Annotated in this window: 17 protein-coding genes; 3 read left to right on the top strand and 14 right to left on the bottom strand. The window is 47.0% G+C overall.

What is annotated here, in order from left to right:
* Positions 1-148 precede the first annotated feature (148 nt).
* Positions 149-1,864 (top strand): gamma-glutamyltransferase, encoded by a 1,716-nt coding sequence (ggt, locus tag G499_RS0113705; protein ID WP_027000415.1) that lies wholly within the window; start codon positions 149-151, stop codon positions 1,862-1,864.
* 441 nt (positions 1,865-2,305) lie between these two features.
* Here ggt and G499_RS0113700 read toward each other — a convergent pair whose 3' ends face one another.
* The 3 genes from G499_RS0113700 to G499_RS0113690 all read right to left on the bottom strand — a co-directional run bounded on the left by G499_RS0113700 (position 2,306) and on the right by G499_RS0113690 (position 4,479).
* Positions 2,306-3,148 (bottom strand): transketolase, encoded by an 843-nt coding sequence (locus G499_RS0113700; protein ID WP_027000414.1) that lies wholly within the window; start codon positions 3,146-3,148, stop codon positions 2,306-2,308.
* A 129-nt stretch (positions 3,149-3,277) separates the two neighbouring features.
* Positions 3,278-3,727, bottom strand: a complete 450-nt coding sequence (bcp, locus tag G499_RS0113695; RefSeq protein WP_027000413.1) for a thioredoxin-dependent thiol peroxidase — start codon at positions 3,725-3,727, stop codon at positions 3,278-3,280.
* Between the two features lie 59 nt (positions 3,728-3,786).
* Positions 3,787-4,479, bottom strand: a complete 693-nt coding sequence (locus G499_RS0113690; RefSeq protein ID WP_027000412.1) for a hypothetical protein — start codon at positions 4,477-4,479, stop codon at positions 3,787-3,789.
* Positions 4,480-4,801: 322 nt separating this feature from the next.
* Between G499_RS0113690 and G499_RS0113685 the strand changes: the two genes are divergently transcribed.
* Entirely contained in the window at positions 4,802-6,253 is a 1,452-nt protein-coding gene (locus tag G499_RS0113685) for an NAD-dependent succinate-semialdehyde dehydrogenase (protein ID WP_027000411.1), read from the top strand.
* Positions 6,254-6,857: 604 nt separating this feature from the next.
* Here G499_RS0113685 and G499_RS0113680 read toward each other — a convergent pair.
* From G499_RS0113680 to G499_RS21875, 5 genes are all read right to left on the bottom strand, one after another.
* On the bottom strand, positions 6,858-8,291 hold the full coding sequence (locus G499_RS0113680) for an efflux transporter outer membrane subunit (protein ID WP_027000410.1): 1,434 nt from the start codon (positions 8,289-8,291) through the stop codon (positions 6,858-6,860).
* Positions 8,281-11,511: an efflux RND transporter permease subunit gene (locus tag G499_RS0113675; protein WP_027000409.1), complete on the bottom strand. Its 3,231-nt coding sequence runs from the start codon at positions 11,509-11,511 to the stop codon at positions 8,281-8,283. The genes G499_RS0113680 and G499_RS0113675 overlap by 11 nt, the downstream gene beginning before the upstream one ends.
* 12 nt (positions 11,512-11,523) lie before the next feature.
* Positions 11,524-12,606 (bottom strand): efflux RND transporter periplasmic adaptor subunit, encoded by a 1,083-nt coding sequence (locus tag G499_RS0113670; RefSeq protein ID WP_027000408.1) that lies wholly within the window; start codon positions 12,604-12,606, stop codon positions 11,524-11,526.
* A gap of 117 nt (positions 12,607-12,723) precedes the next feature.
* Entirely contained in the window at positions 12,724-13,137 is a 414-nt protein-coding gene (locus G499_RS0113665) for a hypothetical protein (protein ID WP_154658462.1), read from the bottom strand.
* 204 nt (positions 13,138-13,341) lie between these two features.
* Positions 13,342-13,497, bottom strand: coding sequence for a hypothetical protein (locus tag G499_RS21875; RefSeq protein WP_154658461.1), 156 nt, complete (start codon positions 13,495-13,497; stop codon positions 13,342-13,344).
* An 8-nt stretch (positions 13,498-13,505) separates the two neighbouring features.
* Between G499_RS21875 and hutI the strand changes: the two genes are divergently transcribed.
* Positions 13,506-14,735: an imidazolonepropionase gene (gene hutI / locus G499_RS0113655; protein ID WP_027000406.1), complete on the top strand. Its 1,230-nt coding sequence runs from the start codon at positions 13,506-13,508 to the stop codon at positions 14,733-14,735.
* Positions 14,736-14,748: 13 nt separating this feature from the next.
* Here the strand turns inward: hutI and G499_RS0113650 are convergent, their stop codons facing one another.
* The 6 genes from G499_RS0113650 to G499_RS0113625 form a co-directional block, all read right to left on the bottom strand.
* Positions 14,749-16,098 (bottom strand): tetratricopeptide repeat protein, encoded by a 1,350-nt coding sequence (locus tag G499_RS0113650; RefSeq protein WP_027000405.1) that lies wholly within the window; start codon positions 16,096-16,098, stop codon positions 14,749-14,751.
* A 185-nt stretch (positions 16,099-16,283) separates the two neighbouring features.
* Positions 16,284-16,580, bottom strand: coding sequence for a hypothetical protein (locus tag G499_RS0113645; RefSeq protein ID WP_154658460.1), 297 nt, complete (start codon positions 16,578-16,580; stop codon positions 16,284-16,286).
* Positions 16,581-16,784: 204 nt separating this feature from the next.
* On the bottom strand, positions 16,785-17,162 hold the full coding sequence (locus tag G499_RS0113640; RefSeq protein WP_027000403.1) for a type II toxin-antitoxin system death-on-curing family toxin: 378 nt from the start codon (positions 17,160-17,162) through the stop codon (positions 16,785-16,787).
* Positions 17,159-17,338: a hypothetical protein gene (locus tag G499_RS0113635; protein ID WP_027000402.1), complete on the bottom strand. Its 180-nt coding sequence runs from the start codon at positions 17,336-17,338 to the stop codon at positions 17,159-17,161. Before G499_RS0113635 ends, G499_RS0113640 begins: the two co-directional genes overlap by 4 nt.
* Positions 17,339-17,495: 157 nt before the next feature.
* Positions 17,496-18,806, bottom strand: coding sequence for a T9SS type A sorting domain-containing protein (locus G499_RS20065; protein WP_051296261.1), 1,311 nt, complete (start codon positions 18,804-18,806; stop codon positions 17,496-17,498).
* Between the two features lie 634 nt (positions 18,807-19,440).
* Positions 19,441-22,593 carry a type I restriction endonuclease subunit R gene (locus G499_RS0113625; protein WP_027000401.1) on the bottom strand — a complete coding sequence of 1,051 codons (3,153 nt, stop codon included), beginning with the start codon at positions 22,591-22,593 and terminating at the stop codon, positions 19,441-19,443.
* Between the last annotated feature and the right edge of the window lie 109 nt (positions 22,594-22,702).

The raw sequence follows: 22,702 nt of genomic DNA, 5'->3' as shown, positions 1-22,702 counted from the left end.
AAATGGGTTTATATTCATTATAGACAATGTAGTTTTGATGGCTTTGGGGCAAATAGTAAAAACTTAGCATCAAAGCATTTCCGTATTCTTATGCTGGGTGCTATATTGACCAAAAAATAATACAAACGCCTAATCAATCTTAGAGTATATGACAAAAAAACACCCTATCACTTGCTGTTGCCTGCGCAGTTTCGCCGTGTTTTTGTTGAGTTTTAACGCGTTATTTGCTCAGGTACACACTGGTGCACCTAAGGAATCGGTGTATGGACGCGAGGCGATGGTTGTAACGGCACACCCCGACGCAACAGCCATTGGTTTAGCGATTCTCAAACAAGGCGGCAATGCCTTTGACGCTGCCGTGGCGGTAGAGTTTGCACTGGCTGTATGTTTTCCAGTGGCGGGCAATATTGGGGGAGGAGGCTTTGCGCTTTTCCGATTAGCCGACGGGCAATTAGGGGCTATCGACTACCGAGAGAAAGCCCCTCTAGCGGCTCATCGGGAGTTTTTTTGGGGTGCGGATGGCCAAGCAGAGCCTCACCGCAGCCAACACGGCCATCAGGCAGCTGGTGTACCCGGTACGGTGGCCGGAATGGCTGCCCTACACGCCCGCTATGGGCAACTGCCGTGGGAGACTGTAGTCCAGCCGGCTGTCGAGCTTGCCGCCCGTGGTGTGGCATTGACCCCACAAGAGGCTGCCCGCCTCAATCGCTACCGAGAGGCTTTTGAACAATACAATACCCGCCCGCCCTACCTTGCCGAGCGTGTATGGCAGGCAGGCGACACCCTCCATCACCACGATCTGGCAGCCACCCTGATTCGGATTCGCGAAGACGGTCACGAGGGCTTTTATGGTGGCACTACCGCTGACCTGATTGTAGCCGAAATGCAGCGCGGCGGAGGACTCATCACCCACGAAGATCTGCGTCAATACCGCCCTGTTTGGCGGACACCCTTAGTAGATACTTGGGAAGATTACCGCTTTGTATCTATGTCGCCTCCTTCGAGTGGCGGATTGTTACTGCTACAGCTCTGGCGGATGATTCGCCCCTATGGGCTGGCACGTTATGGATTTCATCATCCCTATACTGTGCAGGTGATGGTAGAGGCCGAGCGGCGCGCCTATGCCGATCGGTCAGAGTATATGGGGGATGGAGATTTTTATCCGGTACCCGTACACAACCTGCTCGATAGCGGCTATTTGATGCGCAGGATGCAAAGCTTTGATTCGCTACATGCGACACCTTCGACAGCAATCAAAGCCGGGTATTTTACTACGCCGGGTAGCGAAGAAACTACACACTATAGTCTGGTAGATCCAGCCGGTAATGCCCTCTCCGTAACGACCACACTCAACGGGGCTTTTGGCTCCAAAGTAGTGGTGGCAGGAGCAGGATTCTTGCTCAACAACGAAATGGATGATTTCAGCATCAAACCCGGAGTGCCCAATATGTATGGCGCTGTGGGTGGGGAGGCCAACGCTGTCGCTCCGGGCAAGCGCCCTCTCAGCTCGATGACACCTACCATTGTCGAAAAAGCCGGGGCACTGTATATGGTCGTGGGTACGCCAGGAGGTACTACGATTCCCACCTCTGTATTTCAGGTTACGGCCAATGTACTGCTCTTTGGGATGGGTATGCAGGAAGCTATCAATGCACCCCGGTTCCACCATCAATGGCTGCCTGATGTGGTTTTTGTAGAAGAAGAGGCCTTCAGCCCTAGCACACGCCAAAGGCTCACAGACAGGGGCTATATCCTCCAAAACCGAGAACCCATCGGTAGGGTAGAGGGTATTTTGCGCCTGCCCGACGGTAGGTTGGAAGGCGCAGCAGACCCAAGGGGCGATGATACCGCAGCTGGTTTTTAGTTTTTAGCAAAAAAAATGCTTATGACTATGAATAGTTCAAGAAAAACACTAATTTAGCCTATCGAAGCATAGAGCTGTGAAGCGCATAACAGACGGCTCTTGTTTAATACGTAGTTTTTAGATTTCAGAGAAAGGGCTTTTCCAGTTGGAGAAGCTTTTTCTTTTTTGCTAGCTATCCCAAGCTACAGTTTGATTGGAGGAGGTGTAGAGTTTGATTTCCACACGTCACTGGATATCTTTGGAAAAGTAGCTCTGAGACAAGCTGAGGCCTTATTTTTGGGGTAAAATCAGATTTAGCCCACACAGTGGGACCTGAAAAATGTCCAGTGGTGTGATTTTCATATATTTCCCACGCACTGCTGGATATTTTATGAAAGAACAATAAAAAAGCCACCCCAAAAAAATGGGGAGACTCCTGCGGAAATATATGTACCCTGGGGGCTAATAGTCGCCCAAGGTCTCTTCTAGTTGGTCTAGGGCTTGGGCAAGCTGCTCATCATTGGGTGCGATGCCGTGCCACTTGTGTGTGCCTACCATAAAATCAATACCATAACCCATTTCGGTATGCAGCATTACGAGGATAGGCTTTTCTTTTTTGGATAGGCTTCGGGCGTGAATAAGTGTTTTGAGCACTTCTTTCATATCGTTACCTTGGGTGATGTCAATAACATTCCAACCAAAAGCCTTCCATTTGGCCGAAAGGTCTTGCAAATCCATCACTTCACTGGTAGGGCCATCTATCTGCTGGCCGTTGTAGTCGATGATAGCAATGAGGTTGTCTACCTTATGGTGAGCGGCATACATAGCAGCCTCCCATATTTGACCTTCTTGCTGTTCTCCATCACCCATCAGCACATACACTAGCCCGTCGTCGTTGCGCAGGGTTTTGGCTTGAGCCGCGCCGATAGCAGCCGAAAGCCCTTGTCCTAAGGAGCCTGAAGCGATACGGATACCCTCAAGCCCTTCGTGTGTGGTAGGGTGTCCTTGAAGGCGGGAGTTGATATGGCGGAAAGTAGCCAGTTCTTTGATATCAAAAAAGCCTGCACGCGCCAACACGCTATACCAAACGGGGGAAATATGGCCATTGGACAAGAAAAACAAGTCCTCACCCTCGCCCTCCATCGTAAAAGGCAGCTCGTAGCGCATTACTTTAAAATACAAGGCCACTAGCAGCTCTGTACAACCTAGAGAGCCGCCGGGGTGGCCGGATTGTACTTGATGAACCATACGCACAATATCGCGGCGTACTTGGGAAGCAATGCGCTCCAATTCTTCTGTTTCCATAAAATATTTACAAAAGTCAAAATTATACCAAGATTTATTTGATTTGAGGATTTGCCTGATTCTCAATGATTTTTGACCATACATCTCCTAAATCATTTTTCATTGACTAGAGCACTGGGCAATCAGGCGTTAAATCAAAATTTGGGCGCTATGGTCGGCAGTTTTTACCTTGTTGATAATCTGGGTGATGACACCATTTTCATCAATGACAAATGTAGTACGGACAATCCCCATATAAGTCTTGCCATACATTTGTTTTTCTTGCCAAACACCATAGGCTTGAGCTACGGCTTGGTCGGTATCTGCTATTAGCGGGAAAGGCAGTTCGTATTTATCGATAAATTTTTGGTGAGACTTTTCGTCATCGGGGCTTACCCCGATGACTTGGTATCCGGCGGCCTGTAAGCTGGCGTAGTTGTCGCGCAGGTTGCAAGCTTGAGCAGTACAGCCTTTGGTATTGTCTTTGGGATAAAAATAAAGCACTATCTTTTGGCCTATAAAATCAGCTAGGGATATGGGCTCGCCATTTTGGTTTTTCGCTTCAAAAAGGGGGGCTTTGTCGCCTACTTTTAGTTGCATAGTATCAATTGTTTTGGCTTGGTGAAGCAAAGGTACTTAATAGTTGGGCTTGAAACAAGTCATTCATAAGCGCTCATCTTATGTTGGGAGCTCATACGGCGTTCGTAGTAGGCTTGTAGGCCGATGGCGCGTCGTTCGTTAGCAGTAACGAGCACATACACTCGGTCAAAATTATAGGCAGAGGTTTGGGTTTGAATGGTTTTTTTGGCATTTTCACAGGGCAATATGGCTTGCAGCTGTTGTTCTCGAACCAAGAAAAGCAAGCCTTGTTGATTGGTAGCTTTGGTGAGGTATATTTCGGTATCGGCGGCCTGCGCTACAATAGTCCGCAGCGAAGGGAGTGTCCCGATAGCCTGATTGTGATACATCCAGTCATCGGCGGTTTTGAGGGCCGCTTGGCGTAAAATTTCGGCATTGGTGTTGGTGAGAGCTGTTTTGCCTTTAATAACGGCCAATAGGTGGGCTTGGCGCTTGTCGCGGGGTGGAATACTATAGCGAATCAAGTAGTTATAAACTGTTGTGCGGTTGGTGTGGTACATCGCCGCGATTTCGGCTAGGCTCATTTGGCTATCACAGTAATAGTGGCGTAAATCTGCTTCACTAATGAGGGGAATTCCTTCGTTGAGGGGAAGACTGCCCTGCCGGTAAGCCTTGAGATAGCACAGCTGGCACAGCCCCCGCGCACGATGTTTGATCTCGGTAGTACCACAAGATATACAAGATTGATGTTTTTTGCTCCAATATTTATTCATATATCTGATAGGTTTTGTTGCTATGCAGTGTCGTTGTAATTGAAAGACTATTTTCCGTGGGGTTATACTGAAAGGGTTGGGCAGTGAGGAAAGTACAGATAAAAGAACGCTATACTGCTTTGAGTGTGATTAGCAGTATCAATTTCCTTGAGGCTGGGCTTGCAAAACTATCGCCAGTAGTTAATCCCTGTGTTACGGAAGAATTTGGTGTTTATTTACAAATATTCAACTTTTTAATGATGTATTCCACTGAAAAATGATTCACTACAAGCTAAATACTTACAAGCGTAATATCTGACCAATTTAACAATAATTGATTGCAATGACAAATCTCAATCTCATTTCTCCGGCCTTGGCTTACATCGACGGTCAGTGGGTAGGCCATCCCGAAGGCAAGACTTTTGGCGTAAACAATCCGGCTAACGGAAAATCATTAGCACAGGTCCCCGATATGGGGACAATTGAGGCCCAAGAAGCTATCGAAGCCGCAGCCCAGGCTTTCGAGCTTTGGCGCAAACAGACGGCCATTGTGCGGGCTGACTTGCTTTGGCGTTGGTATGAGTTGATACGCGCCCATGCAGAGGTGTTGGCGGAGTTGATTACCGCTGAGCAAGGCAAGCCCTTGGCTGAAGCACGCGGCGAAGTAGCCTATGGCAACTCCTTTGTGCGGTGGTTTGCCGAAGAGGCGCGGCGCAGCTATGGCACACTCATCCCGACAGAGTCACCCGACCGCAGGCTGATGGTTATCAAACAACCGGTAGGAGTGGTGGCAGCCATTACTCCTTGGAACTTCCCGCTGGCGATGATTACGCGCAAATTGGCTCCGGCGCTGGCTGCCGGCTGTACTGTCGTGCTGAAGCCCTCAGAAGAAACTCCGCTGACAGCTTTGGCTTTGGCCAAATTGGCCGAGATGGCAGGTATTCCCCCCGGAGTGCTCAATGTCGTTACAGGCTTGGATGCCCCTATGTTGGGCTTGCTTTTTTGTACACATCCTACCGTACGCAAATTGTCATTTACTGGTTCTACGGCAGTGGGCAAGCGATTGATGCAACAATCAGCTGATGGTCTAAAGCGGCTTTCGCTAGAGCTAGGCGGCAATGCGCCTTTTATTGTCTTTGATGATGCCGACCTCAACGCCGCTGTAGAAGGCGCTATTGTCGCCAAATACCGTAATGGAGGCCAGACCTGTGTTTGTGCCAATAGGATATTGGTTCAAGATGCTGTTTATGAGTCTTTTGTAGAAAAATTCTCTCAAGCCGTCAGCTTCTTACAAGTGGGGCAAGGCGATGAGCCACAAGTAGATATAGGGCCGCTCATCAATCCTCGTGCCTTAGAAAAGGTCAAAGGCCTGTTGGCAGATGCGCAGGCGAAAGGAGCACACATTGTGTTGGGGGGCAAACCCCACGCACTAGGAGGGACATTTTTTGAGCCTACCGTCTTGACAGAGGCCAAGCCTGCTATGTTGTTGAGCCAAGAGGAAATATTTGGCCCCGTAGCGCCCATATACCGCTTCCGAACAGAGGAAGAGGCCATCTCGTTGGCCAACAGCACTCCCTATGGATTGGCTGCATACTTCTATGGGCGAGACATTGGGCGTGTTTGGCGCGTGGCCGAAGCACTCGAATATGGTATGGTAGGAGTCAACACGGGTTTGGTATCTACTGCGGTAGCACCTTTTGGAGGTATCAAACATTCCGGATTGGGGCGTGAGGGCGCACGCGAAGGACTGGAAGAGTACTTGCAAATCAAATATATGGCCTTGGGGGGGCTTTGAAGGTAGCGTATTGAGGGCAATAGAAAATATGAAGTACTTATTAAGTCTGATAATCTATTGATTATTAGTGTTTTGTGTGGGATGCAGACACGTAATTTTGGAACCAAAAAGCCACCTCAAATCCTTGGGGTGGCTTCGGTATATGTATTATCAACCACACCACTGTACATTTTTGGAAAAGTAGCTCGGAGCTGAAACTCCGAGACAAGCTGAGACCTTATTTTTGGGGTATAATATTGAGCTCATAAGTTACTAAGTCTACATCAATGGTAGTGGTATTTTGGCATTTGGTGTAGTGGTTCGGCTTACATCCCGGAGGGGATGGTATGTTTATAGCACATCAAGGTATTGAGGACGAATGTCTTGCCTATCGTTTGGCTATAAACATCAGCCCCCTGCAGGGGCAACTACCCTCGCTGCTTGCAATCTTCCGAAGGCGGGCTTCAAAGCGAAGCAATGAAAGCAAGGGTATCACGCCACTGGATATTGTTGGCTTTCGTCGTTGTTGTGCTTATTTTGCCCTCTGTTCTTGACAGATGTTTGGGTGTAAAGGAAGAAGCCATATTTCGTTTTTTTAGAAAATATCCAGTGGCGTGTCAGACCCTTATCGCCATCCCCCTCCTAGGGCTTTGTAAATCGTTACTTTCCCGGCCAATAGTTTGGCCTTGGTTTCTACCAATTCTATTTTTTCGTTGAGGGCTTCCCTTTGGGTGAGGAGCACTTCCATGTAGTCTGCACGGGCAGCACGGTATAAGTTATTGGCTACTTCTACAGACTGTGTAAGCAGAGCTACTTCCTGTTTTTTGGTCTGATAGCTCTGTCGGTAGTTTTCTATCTTGGCCCATTGGTTCAAAACCTCCATATGCGCTGTCAATAGGGTTTGTTCGTAGCGATACAGGGCTTGTTGTTGTTGGGCGTTTGCGTTGCGGTATTGTGTGGCGATGGTTTTTCGGTTGAGCAAGGGGGCAATCAATTCGCCTCCGAGGCCATACAAGACTGAGTGTGGGTCGAGCAGCCGCTCGGGGCTGAATGCGTTTGTGCCTAGGCCTGCGTTCAGGCGCAGGGCAGGGTAGAAGTTGGCGCGAGCTACCTCAAGCTCTAGGTGAGAGGCTTGTAGAGCCAGCTCAGCCTGACGGATATCGGCACGGTTGGCCAGCAGTTGTAGGGGCAGGCCGGTCTGTATGCTGTCGGCATCGATATCAAAAAAGCGTGTAGCATCTCGCTCGATGGGCTGTGGAAAGCGCCCTAGAAGCCAGTTGAGGCGGTTTTCGGTAGCAACGATTTGTTGTTTGACCTCAAACTGTAGGTTCTGGGTATTGAGCCACTGTGCCTCAAAGCGGTTGACGGCCAGTTGGGTGGCCTTGGCATTGTCTTTTTCTTTCTGTACAATCTCCAATACCGCCCGCTGTAGCTCGGTATTTTGCTGGATGATCAGCAGGAGATTGTCTAGCGCCAGCAATTCGTAATAGCTAGCGGCTACTTCGGCTACTAGGTTGGTAACCATAAAATGTCTTCCTTCTATGGTGGCCAGATATTTCAAAACGGCTGATTTTTTGGCTTTGCGGAGTTTTTGCCAGATATCTACTTCCCAAGAGGCTACTGCCGCCACGCTCAAGTCGGCCAGGGGGCTTGGGAATCGCCGCCCGGGGGCTACTTCTAGGTTTTCTTCTAGCGCTCCGGCGCGGGTATATCGCCCGGGTTTGTCTAGCCCCAGCCCTATTTGCAGCCCCAAATTAGGCTGGTATTCCCCTTGGCGCGCCAATACTTCATTTTGCCTGATGGCAATCTCTTGTAGCGCAATGTGTAGCTCTTGGTTGTGTTGGAGGGCTTCTTCGATGAGTGTATGGAGGTGTGGATCGTCAAAATAATGACTCCAATGTTGGTAGGCCACACTATTGGTATCGGCGGGGGCTTGTGTATCAAACTGTGATGGGAGTGCCAAGTCCTTTGGCTTGCCTGTGGGGAGGCTAGGCAAACAGGCACTCAACAGCAGCAAGCTGCTCCAGAGCAGTATACGGGAGAGAGATTTAGGACTCATTTTTGAATATTTTTTTGATGAACAATGTCAAGTAGCTTTTTTGGCTCGCTACTGTGGGCTCATGTTGTTGAACAAATTCTTCTGAGAGCGGGGTGTGGTCTTCGTCGCGGATGAGTTGGCGGCCTTCGGCCAATTTACCAAACACATAATACAGCCCGGGCACAATCACGACTCCGAACAGTGTTCCGAAGAGCATTCCGCCCAAGGCCGAAGCGCCGATGGTTTGGTTGCCGACAGCGCCAGCACCGGTAGCCCTTACCAGCGGAATCAGCCCGGCAATAAAGGCGAAGGAGGTCATCAGGATAGGCCTGAAGCGCATCTTAGCCCCTTCGATAGCCGCCTCACGCACGCTCAAACCCTGTTGTTGGCGCTGTACGGCAAACTCTACAATCAGCACGGCGTTTTTGCCTAGCAAACCTATCAACATAATCAGCCCTATTTGTGCGTAGATGTCATTGGCCAGGCCCATAGCCTTGAGCAGCAGAAAAGACCCAAACACCCCGGGAGGGAGAGACAGCAACACGGCCAAGGGGATGATAAAGCTCTCGTATTGGGCAGAGAGCACCAAGTATACAAATATCAGCACCACAGCAAAGATGTAAAAGGCCTCTGCGCCCCTGCGGGCTTCGTCATACGAGAGTCCTTCCCAAGCAATGTCATAGCCTTGGGGTAGGGTCTGGGCGGCTACCTCTTGGATAGCCTTGATGGCCTCGCCCGAAGTATAGCCAGGCGCCGGCACACCCCTGATAGAAGACGAGGTGTAGAGATTGAAGCGGGTGATTTCGTTGGGTCCTTGGGTTTTTTTGAGCTTCATAAACGAAGAATAAGGCACCATTTCCCCCTGATCGTTCTTGATGAACAAGTCCAGCAAATCTGCCGGCAGCCGGCGATATTCGGGAGCTGCTTGGGTATATACCTTAAAAAAGTTGTTGAAGCGGGTGAAGCCTTGCTCGTAGCTGCTGCCGATGAGGATATCGAGATTTTCCATGGCTCTGCCAATAGAAACCCCCTTTTGCATGGCGGCCTGATTGTCTATAATCAGCTCATATTGTGGGTAATTGGCCGCATAAAACGTAAACAAACCACTGAGTTCTTTGCGCTTTTGTAGGGCTTGCATAAACTGGGTATTGACCTTGTCAAACTCCTGATAGTCTACTGTAGGGCTTTTGTCAATCATCCGCAGCGAAAACCCGTCCGAAGAGCCATATCCGGGCACTGCCGGAGGCTCAAAAAACTCGATGACAGCCCCTAGGTTGGCTGTTTTTTCTTCTAGTGCTTCTATGATTTCGTGTACCGACTGATGACGTTCTTGCCAGTCTTTGAGGTTGATCAAACAAGTACCGGCATTGGAACCACGCCCCTCGGTCAGGATTTCGTAGCCGGCTAAGGATGTAACCGAATGGATGCCTTCGATTGACTCGGCGATTTTTTGGAGTTTTTGCGAAACCTCATTGGTGCGTTCTAGGGTAGCGCCCGGAGGGGTTTGGATGATGGCATAGAGCATGCCTTGGTCTTCGTTGGGGATAAATCCGGCGGGTAGGTGCTCATTGACTGTATATACGCCCACACAAAAGGCCAACAATAGCCCGAAGGTAATGAGTCTGCGGTTGACAATCAGCCCCAACAAGGAGGTATAGCGCCCCGTTAGGTGTTCAAAATTACGGTTGAACCAATCCAAGAACCACTGTACGGGTGATTTGCGGCGGGGTTTGTTGTGGGTGTTTTTGAGAATCATAGCCGACAACACGGGCGTAAGCGTAAGCGCCACTATTCCCGAAATAACAATGGCGCTGGCCATCGTAATCGAAAACTGCCGGTAAAATACGCCCACAGGGCCGGGCATAAAGGCAATAGGCACAAACACCGACACCATCACAAGGGTGATGGCGATGATGGCTCCGCTGATTTCGCCCAAGACTTCTTTTACGGCCCGATAGGGCGATAGGTGTGCTGTGGCCATTTTCTCGTGAACGGCCTCTACCACTACTATCGCATCATCCACTACGATGCCGATGGCCAATACCAAGGCAAATAAGGTGATGAGATTGATGGTTAGGCCGAAAAGCTGCATAAACAAAAATGCGCCAATCAACGAAACCGGTACGGCAATAATCGGAATCAGGGTAGAGCGTATATCTCCCAAGAACAAAAACACCACCAAGGCCACCAACACAAAAGCCTCTATCAGCGTATGTAGCACCTTGTCTACAGAAGCATCCACAAACTTGGACACATCATAGCTAATCTCATATTCCATCCCCGGGGGGAAGTCTTTTTTGAGCTCTTGGAGCTTCGCTTTGACAGTGGCAATCACCTCTTGGGCATTGCTGCCGATGTTTTGCTTGAGCACCATTGAAGCCGAGGGATAGCCGTCTTTGTTGGAGTAGATATTGACAAACTCGCTACCCAGCTCGGCGCTGGCCACATCTTTGAGTTTGAGGATTTCGCCCTCAGCATTGGCACGGATGATGATGTCTTCGTATTCTTCAGCCTTATTAAAACGCCCCTTATAAATCAATACATACTCTAGCGACTGGGCTGTTTTGCCGGAGCTTTGCCCCAGCCTACCCGGGCGGCCTATCACACTCTGCTCCTCTAGGGCGTGCATCACCTCTTCAGTCGATACATTGTAGGCACGCATACGGTCAGGCTTGAGCCAAATACGCATGGCAAACTGCCGGCTGCCCAGTATTTGGGCTCTGCCCATCCCCTTGATGCGTTGTAGTTCCGGCAAAATATTGACATAGGCATAGTTGAACAAAAACTTCTCGTCTGCCCCTTGGTCTTTGCTATACAAATTGACATACATCAGCATACTCGGCTGTATGGGTGTGATAATTACCCCTTCGCGCTGTACCAAGGGCGGGAGGTTGTTCATCACCTGATCGACGCGGGTTTTGACATTGACCACTGCCGCGTTGGGGTCCGTTCCCGGCTCAAAAACAACCTGTATGGTAGCTTCTCCGGCGCTGGTTGCGTCTGAGATGATATATTGCATCCCCTGTACGCCATTGATGGCCCGCTCCAGCGGAATGAGGGTAGACTGTACCAAGACATCGGCGCTGGCTCCGGGGTAATCAATGAAGATAGACACCCTGGGCGGGGCAATCTCCGGAAACTGAGAAACGGGCAAGGTATACATCGCCAAAAAGCCCAGAAAAACTAAGGCAATAGACATCGCCATGGCCAATACCGGCCTATGAATGAATTTGGAAAACATAGCTTTAGGGAATTATTCGGCGTGTAATTGGGTAAGTTGAGCAAGCAAGGCATCCAAGCTGCGTAGCTGGTAGTGGACTTTGTCGCCGTTTTTGACCTTGCGCAGTCCTTCGACTAGGATATTGTCGGCGGCTGTTAGTCCTTTCGTAACTACGAGCAGGTGAGGCATTTCGGCTCCCGTCATAATTTCACGCATCTGTACCACACCTTGAGGATCAATCACAAAGACATAGCGCTTACCCAATACCTCAAAGCTGGCTTGTTGGGGTATCAGGAGTGCGCCCTTCAGGGCTACCGGCATCAGGATATTACCAGTTTCACCGTGTCGGAGGAGGCGTTTGGGATTGTCAAAAGTAGCTCTAAAAGCAATATTGCCCGTTTCGTTGTTGAAATCGGCCTCGATGGTTTCTACTGTTCCTTTTTGTTCAAACAGCCGTCCATTGGCCATTTGTAAACTAACTTGAGGGAGTTTACCTTGTGCCTCATTGGCCACAAAGTCGAGGTATTCGGCCTCGGGTACATTGAAGTACACCCAAATCTTGCTGTTGTCGGAGAGGGTCGTCAGCAGCTCGCCTTCGCTCAACAAGCTTCCTAGTCGCACCTGAAAGCGCCCCATCATTCCGCTAAAAGGCGCTCTTATTTCGGTAAATTGGAGGTGTGTTTGTGCCAGCGCCAAATCAGCCTTGGCCTTGTCAAGTTTGGCCTTGGCTAGCGCCAGCTCACTGGGCGACACAATGTTTTGATCGGCCAACTGCTTGGTATTGAGGTACTCTACCTCCACAAAACGTACTTCGGCAGCCACTTTTTGTACTTCGGCGTTATAAATCAACGGGTTGAGGCGAAACATCAGCTGACCTTGTTGGATGCTCCGACCTTCGTCTACATAAATCTCTTGCAAGTATCCTTTTTCGAGCGCCCGTAGCTCTATGTGTTGGTATGCGCGAACCTGACATACATAAGTCTTGAAGACGGTCGTATCTTTCTCAACAGGCCGAGTAGCCAAAAAAGTAGCCTCTTTTTCGGAATGTGAGGCCTGCTCACAGCCCGCGCCAAGCATCAGTAAACACGCTGCGCCGGCAAGCAATAATTGTTTCATAAGTTTGTCTTTGAATGTAAAAAAGCAATGCTTCCGCCGACATCTCCTGCGAAGATGCGACGCAAAACTCAAGCATCCAGCAGCCCCACAGGCCGACAGATGTTTACACCAAAAAGCTTATGATTCGTAAAAAATAAGGGAGTGAAACGCGATATAACGCGGCGTTCTATTGGCCCAGAAAGCAAACCCCACCGCCAGAGTGGTAGCTGCGCCCCCCAACAGCCGACAATACCAGACCAAAGTATGCGAGGCTTGGCCGGGTTGGAGAAATAGTTTGGGCAGAAAAGGAGGACTGCTTTTTTTGAGTATCTTGGCTTTTTGAGTACCTAGCTGTTCTTGTACTTCGCCCCCTTCTTTTTCTAACTTGCGTTCTTCTTTAGAAGCTTCGGCAGGCAGTAGCTGCCATAGCCCCGTCTTTTGGATGGTATGATAACCCAGCACCCCTGTCATCAATAAGGCCAAATACAAACACAGGCTCTGCTTACAGGCAGGCTTGAGGCATTGGAACCAATATGGATTAGGGTGTCTCACTTTTTATACAAGGGCTTTATTGGAGCAAATGTAGCGCTTTTTTTGATTATGCAAGCTTTTTGGTGTTTTTTTTAGACAAGACCCAGTTTAAACGGCGGGATTTGAAAAATGTCTGGTAGCGTGCCAAGGATTTGAAGTTTGAAGAGAAGTTTTTATAGTCTACACCAAAAAGCGTATATTGGGCGTTGCTTTAGGGTTTTTGCGTCAAGTCCATTCGGTACACTTGATGTATTCAGTAGGTGGCTGTTTGGAGAAACTGGTACGCAAGCGTCCTTTTGCATCGAGCAAACCAATCTTGGCGTTGCTCTGTCTGCTTCCTTGGGGAGGGGCTACAAGGCCAAGGCCATCAACAACAAACATACTTTTGGATGAGAATAATCAGTGGTTTTTCCCAAATACTCACCCTTGCGGAACTTCCGCTAAAGGGAGCACTATCGGATACGTCGTTGGCACCCATTGAAAACGGCGCTATTGTATTGGACAACAATGGCCGTGTGGTGGTGGCGGGGTCGTCAGCCGCTATTTTGGCACAATATCCTCAAGCCGAGCTGACGACAGTTCCCGCTGATTGGGTGCTGCTGCCTGCTTTTGTTGACTGCCATACGCACATCTGCTATGCGGGCAGCAGGGCAATGGATTTTGCGGCACGCAATGCCGGGCAGAGCTATCTCGAAATAGCTCAAGCCGGAGGCGGTATCTGGAGTACGGTACAACAGACCCGCAAAGCAAGTCAAGAAGACCTCACAGACCAGATGTTGACACGGCTAGCCCAATTGCTCAAGCAAGGCATCGGGACGGTAGAGGTCAAGAGCGGCTATGGGTTGAGCCTTACAGAGGAGCTGAAGATGTTGCGGGCTATCGGCAAGGCACAGCACAACACCCCACAACGTCTGGTGCCCACGTGTTTGGCGGCGCATATCAAGCCCCGCGACTTTGAGGGAGATCATCGGGCCTATCTGGAGATGGTTTTGGCCGATTTGCTGCCCAAGGTTTGGGAAGAAGGGCTGGCACGACGGGTAGATATATTTGTCGAAAAAACGGCCTTTGATGCGCCTGATAGCCAAGATTTTATACAAAAAGCCCAAGCGCTGGGCTTTGACTGCACCCTACACGCCGACCAGTTTACGGCCATGGGGGCGGAGTTGGCTGTAGGTTTGGGTGCTGTTTCGGCAGACCACCTAGAGGCCAGTGGTGAGGCGGCGGTCAAGGCTTTGGCACATAGCGATACGGTGGCCGTCGTATTGCCGGGCGCTTCTATGGGCTTGGGGGAGCCTTTTGCCCCTGCGCGTGGCCTGCTCGATGCGGGCGCTTGTGTGGCGATTGCCTCTGACTACAACCCCGGCTCAGCCCCCATGGGGATGCTCTTGTTGCAGGCTGCGGTATTGGCCAGTTACCAAAAGCTGAGCACTGCCGAAGTGTTGGCCGGCCTTACGTATCGTGCTGCGCAGGCCTTGCGGCTTTCTGGCGTTGGTCGTTTGGCTCCCGGCTACCAGGCCGATATGCAGGCCTATGCCTGTGGCGATTATCGTGAGATTGTCTACCAACAGGGGCGGTTGCTGCCCTCGGCGGTATGGCTACAGGGGCAGCTTGTGTTGTAGACCCGCTTTGGGGTCAATCTCCCGATATAGCGGTTCCTACAAGGCTCAAAAACTCAGAATCCTGCCAATACTCCCTGAAATCAGGGTCTTTAGTTGCTTCCGCTCTATGGTCTCCTTTTTCGGCAATGGCGCTTTGGAGGTAGTGTAGCATCTTTTGTTTGTCGTGCCAGCGGGCGTAGATACAGGCCGTATTGTAGAGCATACCGCTGCTATCGGGGTATTTTTTTAGGCCTTCGGTATACACCTGTAGGGAGTCTTCGAGGCGTTCGAGGTGGTAGAGCGCCTGTGCTTTTCGGAAGTAGAGGTCATCTTCCCATTGGGTATGCTGCGGGTATTGTGCCAGCAGGTCAAACCCTTGCTGAGCAGCGTCTAGGGAGGCGTGGTCTTGCCCAAGGCGGCGGTAAAACCCCGATACATTGCTCCAAGCCAAGAGAATCGTGTCGATATTGTCGGGCGTAGGCGCTATTTGGGTGGCTTTGAGGGTGGCCTCGAGGCCGAGTTGGGGGTTTCCGCTGTTGCCGTATACAGCCCCTTTGGTAATCCAGTAGGTGGGGTTGTCGGGAGCGAGAGCCAACACACGGTCGATGAGGCGCTGGGTTTCTTGGTCATAGTTGGCTCTGCGGAATCGGGAGACGACCTCGTCGTGATATCTTTCGGCCACTATTTTGGGGAAGTGGTGCTCAAGAAAGCGTATAGCCTCTGCGCTGAGGGGCGTGTCTGTGTGATAAAGCGTTTCGAGCTTGGTAAGCCGCTGAAGGCTCTCGGGCAACTCTTGGATGAAGTTGTGGGAGATGTTGAGATGGGTGAGATAAGGAAACTCGCCAATCTCATCGGGGAGAAACAAAAGCCCCTGATAAGACAGGTCAAGGCGAGTGCCTTCGCTCATAAAAATTTCGAGCATTGTTTTGATGGGCAGCACCTCGTGTTCGAAACAGTAACGCAGCCCTTCCTTATGGCAAATCAGCATTGCTTTGGCAATTTGCTTCGGCTCCAGAAAAGGGAAATCGATAAATAGCTCGTGGTTGACAGCCTCCAGAAAGTCTAGGGCAATATTGAAACGCTTCGACCATTCTGTATGGATGCTGTTTTGAAAATCAAAATCTGCCAGTGCATCAGCCAGTTCTTCTTGGTCGTATGTATACATGAGTTCCGTAACAGCCTTCATCAAGTCGGGGTTTTGCTCATCATACAATACCCCCACCATATACGACCAAAAGTGATTGGGCACGCCGCCGCCTGCCAAGAGTTTGAGTGCCAGTATCTGGTTGGGTGTTTCGTTAGAAAACAACAAAGCCTCGATTTTTGCAAGTTGTTGTTGTGTTTCAGCGGTGTGGGTCAGTAGATAGAGAGATTGTGATGACATAGGTCGAAAAGCTAGGTTTGTAGTGGTTTACTCCGATTCTGTCAATAAATTCTTTGGCGGTTTGTTGATCCCCAATGTATTTTTTGTCAATTCGTTTGTATTTTTTCTGTCCGCAGTTGGAACAGAAGTTTTATTTTATAATTTTGATAAAAATTAAAATTTTTTTACATTTTTGATTTTTGTAATTACTTCTGCTCGCGTTTTTGAATTTCCTTTTTGACTTGATTAAGGTTGGAGATTAAAGGCTGTAAAGTTATTAAGCAACCGCTTGCAATTACAATTAGCGCATAGTTTTTATTTTTAATAGCAAGGAAAACGAATATTCCACAAGCTGTAAGCATTGCAATTCCTAATCCCATTAGTATTACCTGTCGTTTCTTCTTTTCAGCGAAGAGTTCTTCCAATGTTAGTGTTGATAGCTTTTTATTTTTTGCCATTGTTATTTGTTTTTTTATAACTGTGTCGGTTGAAATTTCTGCCAAAACCAAGCTTTACGCAGTGTGAGCCGGGCGTTGTCGTAAAAACGGGGTTTTACGCAGTGCCAAATGTCTGTTTAGCTTGATGGGAAACCTTCGTGAACAAATTTCCTTCATTACCTATCAAGTTAAACTACACAATGTACATTTGCAAGTGTGGAGGGTAAAAATTTCTCATAATGGTTTTCAGCTATACACAGGCAGGCATTTTTATTTGTCCGTAGTTCGTTGTTTTATCCAAGTTACAATTTCTTGAAAGTCAAGTTGTCCCGATGCTACTGCGATAACAAAGTCGTACTTTTCGTCTTGTGTTGATTGTATGTCTTTGCCAAAATTCATCAAAACCAAACGCCTCAAAACGTAGCCCGTCCTTTTGTTACCGTCTATAAAAGGGTGATTTTTGACTATGCTTTCCAAAATCGCACCTGCTTTTTCTTCGGGGTTTGGGTAAAATTCAGTTTCTCCAAACCCGCTAAAAGGTCGTTTAAGTGCCGATTTTAGTCCGTTTTCATCTCTCACGCCTTGGGAACCGCCAAACTCTCGTATCAAAACTTGATGAATGCCAAGGACTTCTTGATAGTCTATCATTTCGCCAATTTTTCAAGTAGTTCACGGTCTTCGGTCAAAATTGTGTTTAAGTTTAACGAAAGGCGCATTTTTTCTACAGTAGTTTTTTCTACTTGGCGAAGGTATTGCAAAAGTTCACCTAACACTTCGTTAGGTAACTTGTCCACTATTTGCACTATTTCTTGTTTAAGTTCCATAATCATTCCTTTTTTAGATATTGCGAAGATACATATTATTTGGATAAAGTTGTTTCAAAAACTTTAAAAATTACTCTGTGAAGTAACGGTTGCCTTAAGCTTGATTTAACCCCTGAACCACCATTTTTGCCAAGTCGCTGTTATGTCTTTGTTTATTTTAATTTTTGATAAATTTACCAATATAATTTTTACCGTTACTTCCTTTTATTTTTATAAAATACAACCCACTATTTAAAGAACTTAAGTCAACTGTAATGGTATCATCAGAAAAAGAGGTGGCTACATAAATTCTCCGACCAAGATTATTATAAAATTCAATATTATTAGATGTATAGTCGCTTTTATTAATTGGAATCGTGATTTCACCTGATGTAGGGTTTGGAAATATCTCAATATTAGCATAACTTGAAGTGTTTTGGAGTGAAAGAGGCACATAATCCATTGGCGTACTCATCTGCTCAGAAAAAACACCACCTGAAACACTCCAATTGTACCAGGTTCCTCCATTGCCTGATTGCCAAGTATTTAGATTAAAAGTTTTGCTTCCCGTACTGTCTCCTTTAATTTGGTATGCTTTTAATGCTATTCCTCCTAAATTCCAAGTTAAAGGATTTCCTGCTGTGCAGTTTTCGGGTGATTTAACAGAAAGCTCATAATTCGGCTGAATAAAATATGCATTATCATCATGAGTAGGATAGCCTCCATAAACCTTTGCTATACCATTAGTGTCAACACAAACTGCTGTATATTCATCACAAGCAATAGCTTTAGCATACTCACCATAGTCGGTGAAAACTCTTGCAAGAAAAGTAACAAGCCTTCCTTTTCTGTCAGGATTATCAAAATGTGTATCGGTGATGGTGTTATTTAAAAAGTAATTATTAATAAACCGTGTTGAATCAACAGTTACCCGATTATTGAAAGGATTAGCTAAAGCATTTGCAGAAGTAATAGTTCCATTTTTAGCTGTAAAATAATATTTACCTTGTATGGCCATTCCTGCACTTGTTCCTCCTATAACTATGTTTCTTTGTTGGATTGCTTGATTAATGGCATTATCAATTGGTGTGCCCCTCCAATAGCTTATGTAATCCCATTGATTGCCACCTGCAAACCAAATAGCTTCTGCTTTTTGAATTTTTTGAAGAATATAAGGTTCAGTGCTTGCTGAAGCATTATGACAAACAATAGTTTCAACTGAATTTACGGCAACCTCTAAACCGGAATAGAAATATGAATTATAGCCATCAGCGCCTGTTGTCCTTAATACAAGTATATCTCCTCCATTGGCTCTTTGAAGAAACCATTTCATAGCATTGTCATTCTCGGTTGCTCCGCCCATAAGGCATAATCCTCCTATAGGGTTGGTAACAGTATCTGTTGCATTGCCAGTTAAATAGGAGGTATAGTTTTGTCCAAAACCAATAAATGGAATTGTCATTAAAATAAAGAGTAAAATCTTCTTCATGTTTTTAAGTTTATATGGTTGTTTTTGGCAATGAGGCATAACAATCAAGCTTTACACAGTGTGAGCGCAGCGAGCATTGTCATAAAAACGGGGTTTTTACGCACTGCCAAATGTCCGTTTAACTTGATGGGAAACGTTGGTGAACAAGTTCCCTTCGTTACGAATCAAGTTAAACTACACAATGGATATTTGCAAGTGTGGAGGGCAAAAATTTCTCATAACGTCAGTCTGCCCAAAAATCAACTCCTGCGAAGATAGCAAAAAGCTAAGAAAAATCTATTTTTTGCTCTTTTTGGCTAATTTTAAGCCACTTACAGCAAAGATATTTTATACTTTTCAAAGTATTCGCACCAAATATGCGTCTCGCTACGGGCTTGTATCGCCTTGGTAAAGCGTGTTTTAATGGGTTTTTAGACAGATTGACGGTTCTCACCTATACGCAGGCAGGGTTTTTAACCACTGAACTTCCTACGAAGAACTGAACTTTAAATTTATCACTTTCCTGTACTATGAAGCACGAATTGAAAATCAGCGAAGCTAAACCCCTGCCTGCGTATAGGTGATGTTATGCCTTCGCCCTTCTTTTTCTGTCATCTGTTTTGTTGTCATTTCGTGTCTGTTTGGGTGCGTTGGCTTATTCTTTTTTATCTCCATTTTTCACCAAGTCTTCTGCTAACATTTTCGCTTGGGTGATTACCGTGTCAACTGCTTTTTCTTGTAAGTCTGGCGGATAACCGTGTAGTCTTAATATTCGTCTGATGTTTCGTCTTAATGCCGATTGTACGCTTTCTTTAATTGTCCAATCTATGGTGGTGCTATTGCGGACTGTTTTCAAAAGTTCTTGGGCTATGTGTTTTAGAATGTCGTCACCCAATATAGCAACTGCACTGTTGTTTACTTCCAAAGCCGTATAAAAAGCGTACTCGCGATAGTCCAATCCCAATTTTTCACCCCGTTTATCAGCTTCTTTCATTTGTTGGGCAAAGGGGATAAGGACTTTTTCCAAAAACTCTACTGTGTCAATCATTCCATTGTGGTAGCGTTTGATGGCATCTTCCAACATTTCGGAAAACTTCTTGCTTTCCACCAAGTTGATTTTTGTCCGCTTCTTGATTTCGTCCTTGAGTAGTTTTTTCAATAACTCAACGGCTAAATTCTTTTGCGGCAAGTCTTTCAGTTCTTGCAAAAAGCGTTCGTCCAAAATTTCAATATTGGGCTTTTTCAGTCCTGCGGCATCAAAAATATCAATCACATTGTCGGCGGTGATGGCTTCCGAAATGATTTGCTTGATAGCCGTTTCCATTTCTTCGTCCGTCTTTCCGCCTTCGTTTCGGTCGGATATTTTTACCAACCTTGATTTGATGGCTTGAAATAATGCCACATCATCACGGATTGCCATCGCTTTTTCGTGGGGAACGGAAATAGCAAAGGCTTTCAATAAGTTTTTGGTGTTTTCGGTAAAACTCTGCTCCCCGTTTTCCTGACTGAAAATGTAATCTACAATTACAGGAATAAATCTTAGTTTTTCTTCGGGTGTAAGCTTGAAAAATTTACGCCAATCAAAATGCCTTAACTGATAGTCTATTGCTTCGTGAAGTTCCAACATTTTGGCAACTGCCAATTCCTGGTCAAGGGTCGGTTTTCCTTCACCACCGCTTGCGGTGTATTCGGCTAAGGCAGTTTTTAGTTCTTGTGCAATGCCCAAATAATCCACCACCAATCCGCCTTCTTTGCCTTCGGTAAATACTCGGTTTACCCGTGCTATGGCTTGCATCAGGTTATGCCCACGCATGGGCTTGTCCACATAGAGCGTATGCAAACAAGGGGCATCAAATCCTGTGAGCCACATATCCCGAACAATGACCAACTTTAAGGGGTCGTTCGGATTTTTCAGGCGGTCGCCAATGGCTTTTCTTCTGGGCTTGTTGCGAATGTGGGGCTGCATATTCAGGGCATCACTGCTGCTGCCCGTCATAATCACTTTTATCGTGCCTTTGTCGTCATCGTCTGAGTGCCAAAGCGGGCGGATTTTGGTAATAGCATCATAGAGTTCCACACAAATTCTTCGGCTCATACACACTATCATTGCTTTGCCTTCCAATACTGCATTGCGTTGCTCGAAGTGATAGACCAAATCTTCTGCAATTTTTTGAAGTCGGTTTGGGTTGCCTACTATGGCTTCCAAGCGTGTCCATTTTGCCCGCATTTGCTGGCGATTGCTCAGTTCTTCGCCTTCGGTGAGTTCTTCAAAAGCTTCGTCAATGCTTACTTTTTCATCTTCGTTAAAATGGACTTTTGCCAATCGGCTCTCATAGAAAATCGGAACGGTAGCTTTATCGTTTACGGCTTGCTGAATGTCATAAATATCCACATAGTTACCGAAAACGGCTTGGGTGTTTTTGTCGGTGGTTTCTATGGGTGTGCCTGTGAAACCTATAAATGTGGCATTGGGCAAAGCATCACGCAAATGTTTGGCAAAGCCATCAATAAAATCGTATTGGCTTCTGTGGGCTTCATCTGCTATGACTACAATATTTTTTCGTTCGCTTAATGCCTGTATGTCTGCACCGATATATTCTACCGCTGGCTCATTGACCACATTCGGGTTTTCATTTTGCACAATGTCGGTTTGCATTGGCATAAACTTCTGAATGGTTGTAAATACGATACCGCCCGAAGCTACTTTTAATAATTTTCTTAAATCTTTTCGGTCTTCGGCTTTTTGGGGTTCTTGCCTTAAAAGTTGCTGACAATTGGTAAAGGTTTCGTGCAATTGCTCGTCAAGGTCGTTTCTGTCTGTCAAAATTACCAAAGTGGGGTTTTCCATTCTCGGCTCAATAATGAGCTTGCCCGAAAAGAAAACCATACTCAAACTTTTGCCGCTTCCTTGTGTGTGCCAAATGACACCGCCACGTCTGTCGCCATTGCTGCCGCTGGCGATTACAGTGCTTTCTACGGCTTTGTTTACGGCATAATACTGATGATAGGCAGCTACTTTTTTGAGTGTTTTGCTGTCGCTTTTTTCAAAGACGATAAAGTGGCGGATTAAATCCAACAGCGTGTGTTTGTTCAGCATACCTTCAAACAAAATCTGCATTCCCAAGTCATTGTGCGATGCCTCGGTTCTTCCGTCCTTTGTTCGCCAACGCATAAACCTGCCGTAATCGCTGGTAATGGTGCCACAACGGGCATCCCAACCATCGCTGATAATGAGCAAACTGTTGTAAGTGAAAAGCGAAGGAATGGCTTGTTTGTAGGTTTGCAGTTGGTTGAATGCCGATTTCAGGTTGGCGTTTTCGTCCACGGGATTTTTGAGTTCTATCACTACCAAAGGCAAGCCGTTGACAAACAGGATAATATCGGGGCGTTTGTTTTGGTTGCCTTCAATTACCGTAAACTGATTGACGGCTAAAAACTCGTTGTTTTCGGGATTTTTAAAGTCAACGATATAAATTTTCTCGCCACGAATACCGCTTTCGGTTCGCATTTCTACATCTACGCCATCCGTCAGGTAACGGTGAAAGTTTTCGTTGCTGATTAAGGCATTGGGGCTTTCGGTACGCAATACTTTTTTCAGGGCATCTTCTTTGGCATCTTGCGAAAGGGTAGGGTTGAGTTTGTCAATGGCAGCACGCAAACGGGTAGTGAGCACCACTTCGTTGTATTGCCTTTCGGGGTGCTCGCCATCTGGGGAAATGACCGTTCCCAACTGATAGGCGTAGCCCAAACCTTGCAGATAGCCAAGGGCAATTTCTTCTATTTCGTTTTCGGTGATGCTGTTTTTCATTTGTCTGAACCTTGATTTATTTGATGTTGGGATTACCCTGATTTTTTTGATTGAACTTTTTGTTCTGAACTCTTTTGAACTCCAAGCTCTTCGCACCGAAATTGATTAG

The organism is Eisenibacter elegans DSM 3317, assembly GCF_000430505.1.
GTDB lineage: Bacteria > Bacteroidota > Bacteroidia > Cytophagales > Microscillaceae > Eisenibacter > Eisenibacter elegans.
Note: the sequence above shows the minus strand (reverse complement) of the source record. Positions and strands in the feature narration are given on the sequence as shown.

Coding starts and splice junctions, on each gene's coding strand:
- G499_RS0113685 (WP_027000411.1), top strand. CDS start 4,802: ATGACAAATCTCAATCTCATTTCTCCGGCCTTGGCTTACATCGACGGT.
- ggt (WP_027000415.1), top strand. CDS start 149: ATGACAAAAAAACACCCTATCACTTGCTGTTGCCTGCGCAGTTTCGCC.
- G499_RS0113625 (WP_027000401.1), bottom strand. CDS start 22,593: ATGAAAAACAGCATCACCGAAAACGAAATAGAAGAAATTGCCCTTGGC.
- G499_RS0113635 (WP_027000402.1), bottom strand. CDS start 17,338: ATGGAACTTAAACAAGAAATAGTGCAAATAGTGGACAAGTTACCTAAC.
- G499_RS20065 (WP_051296261.1), bottom strand. CDS start 18,806: ATGAAGAAGATTTTACTCTTTATTTTAATGACAATTCCATTTATTGGT.
- G499_RS0113675 (WP_027000409.1), bottom strand. CDS start 11,511: ATGTTTTCCAAATTCATTCATAGGCCGGTATTGGCCATGGCGATGTCT.
- G499_RS0113650 (WP_027000405.1), bottom strand. CDS start 16,098: ATGTCATCACAATCTCTCTATCTACTGACCCACACCGCTGAAACACAA.
- G499_RS0113670 (WP_027000408.1), bottom strand. CDS start 12,606: ATGAAACAATTATTGCTTGCCGGCGCAGCGTGTTTACTGATGCTTGGC.
- G499_RS0113700 (WP_027000414.1), bottom strand. CDS start 3,148: ATGGAAACAGAAGAATTGGAGCGCATTGCTTCCCAAGTACGCCGCGAT.
- hutI (WP_027000406.1), top strand. CDS start 13,506: ATGAGAATAATCAGTGGTTTTTCCCAAATACTCACCCTTGCGGAACTT.
- G499_RS0113640 (WP_027000403.1), bottom strand. CDS start 17,162: ATGATAGACTATCAAGAAGTCCTTGGCATTCATCAAGTTTTGATACGA.
- G499_RS0113690 (WP_027000412.1), bottom strand. CDS start 4,479: ATGAATAAATATTGGAGCAAAAAACATCAATCTTGTATATCTTGTGGT.
- G499_RS21875 (WP_154658461.1), bottom strand. CDS start 13,497: ATGTTTGTTGTTGATGGCCTTGGCCTTGTAGCCCCTCCCCAAGGAAGC.
- G499_RS0113680 (WP_027000410.1), bottom strand. CDS start 8,291: ATGAGTCCTAAATCTCTCTCCCGTATACTGCTCTGGAGCAGCTTGCTG.
- bcp (WP_027000413.1), bottom strand. CDS start 3,727: ATGCAACTAAAAGTAGGCGACAAAGCCCCCCTTTTTGAAGCGAAAAAC.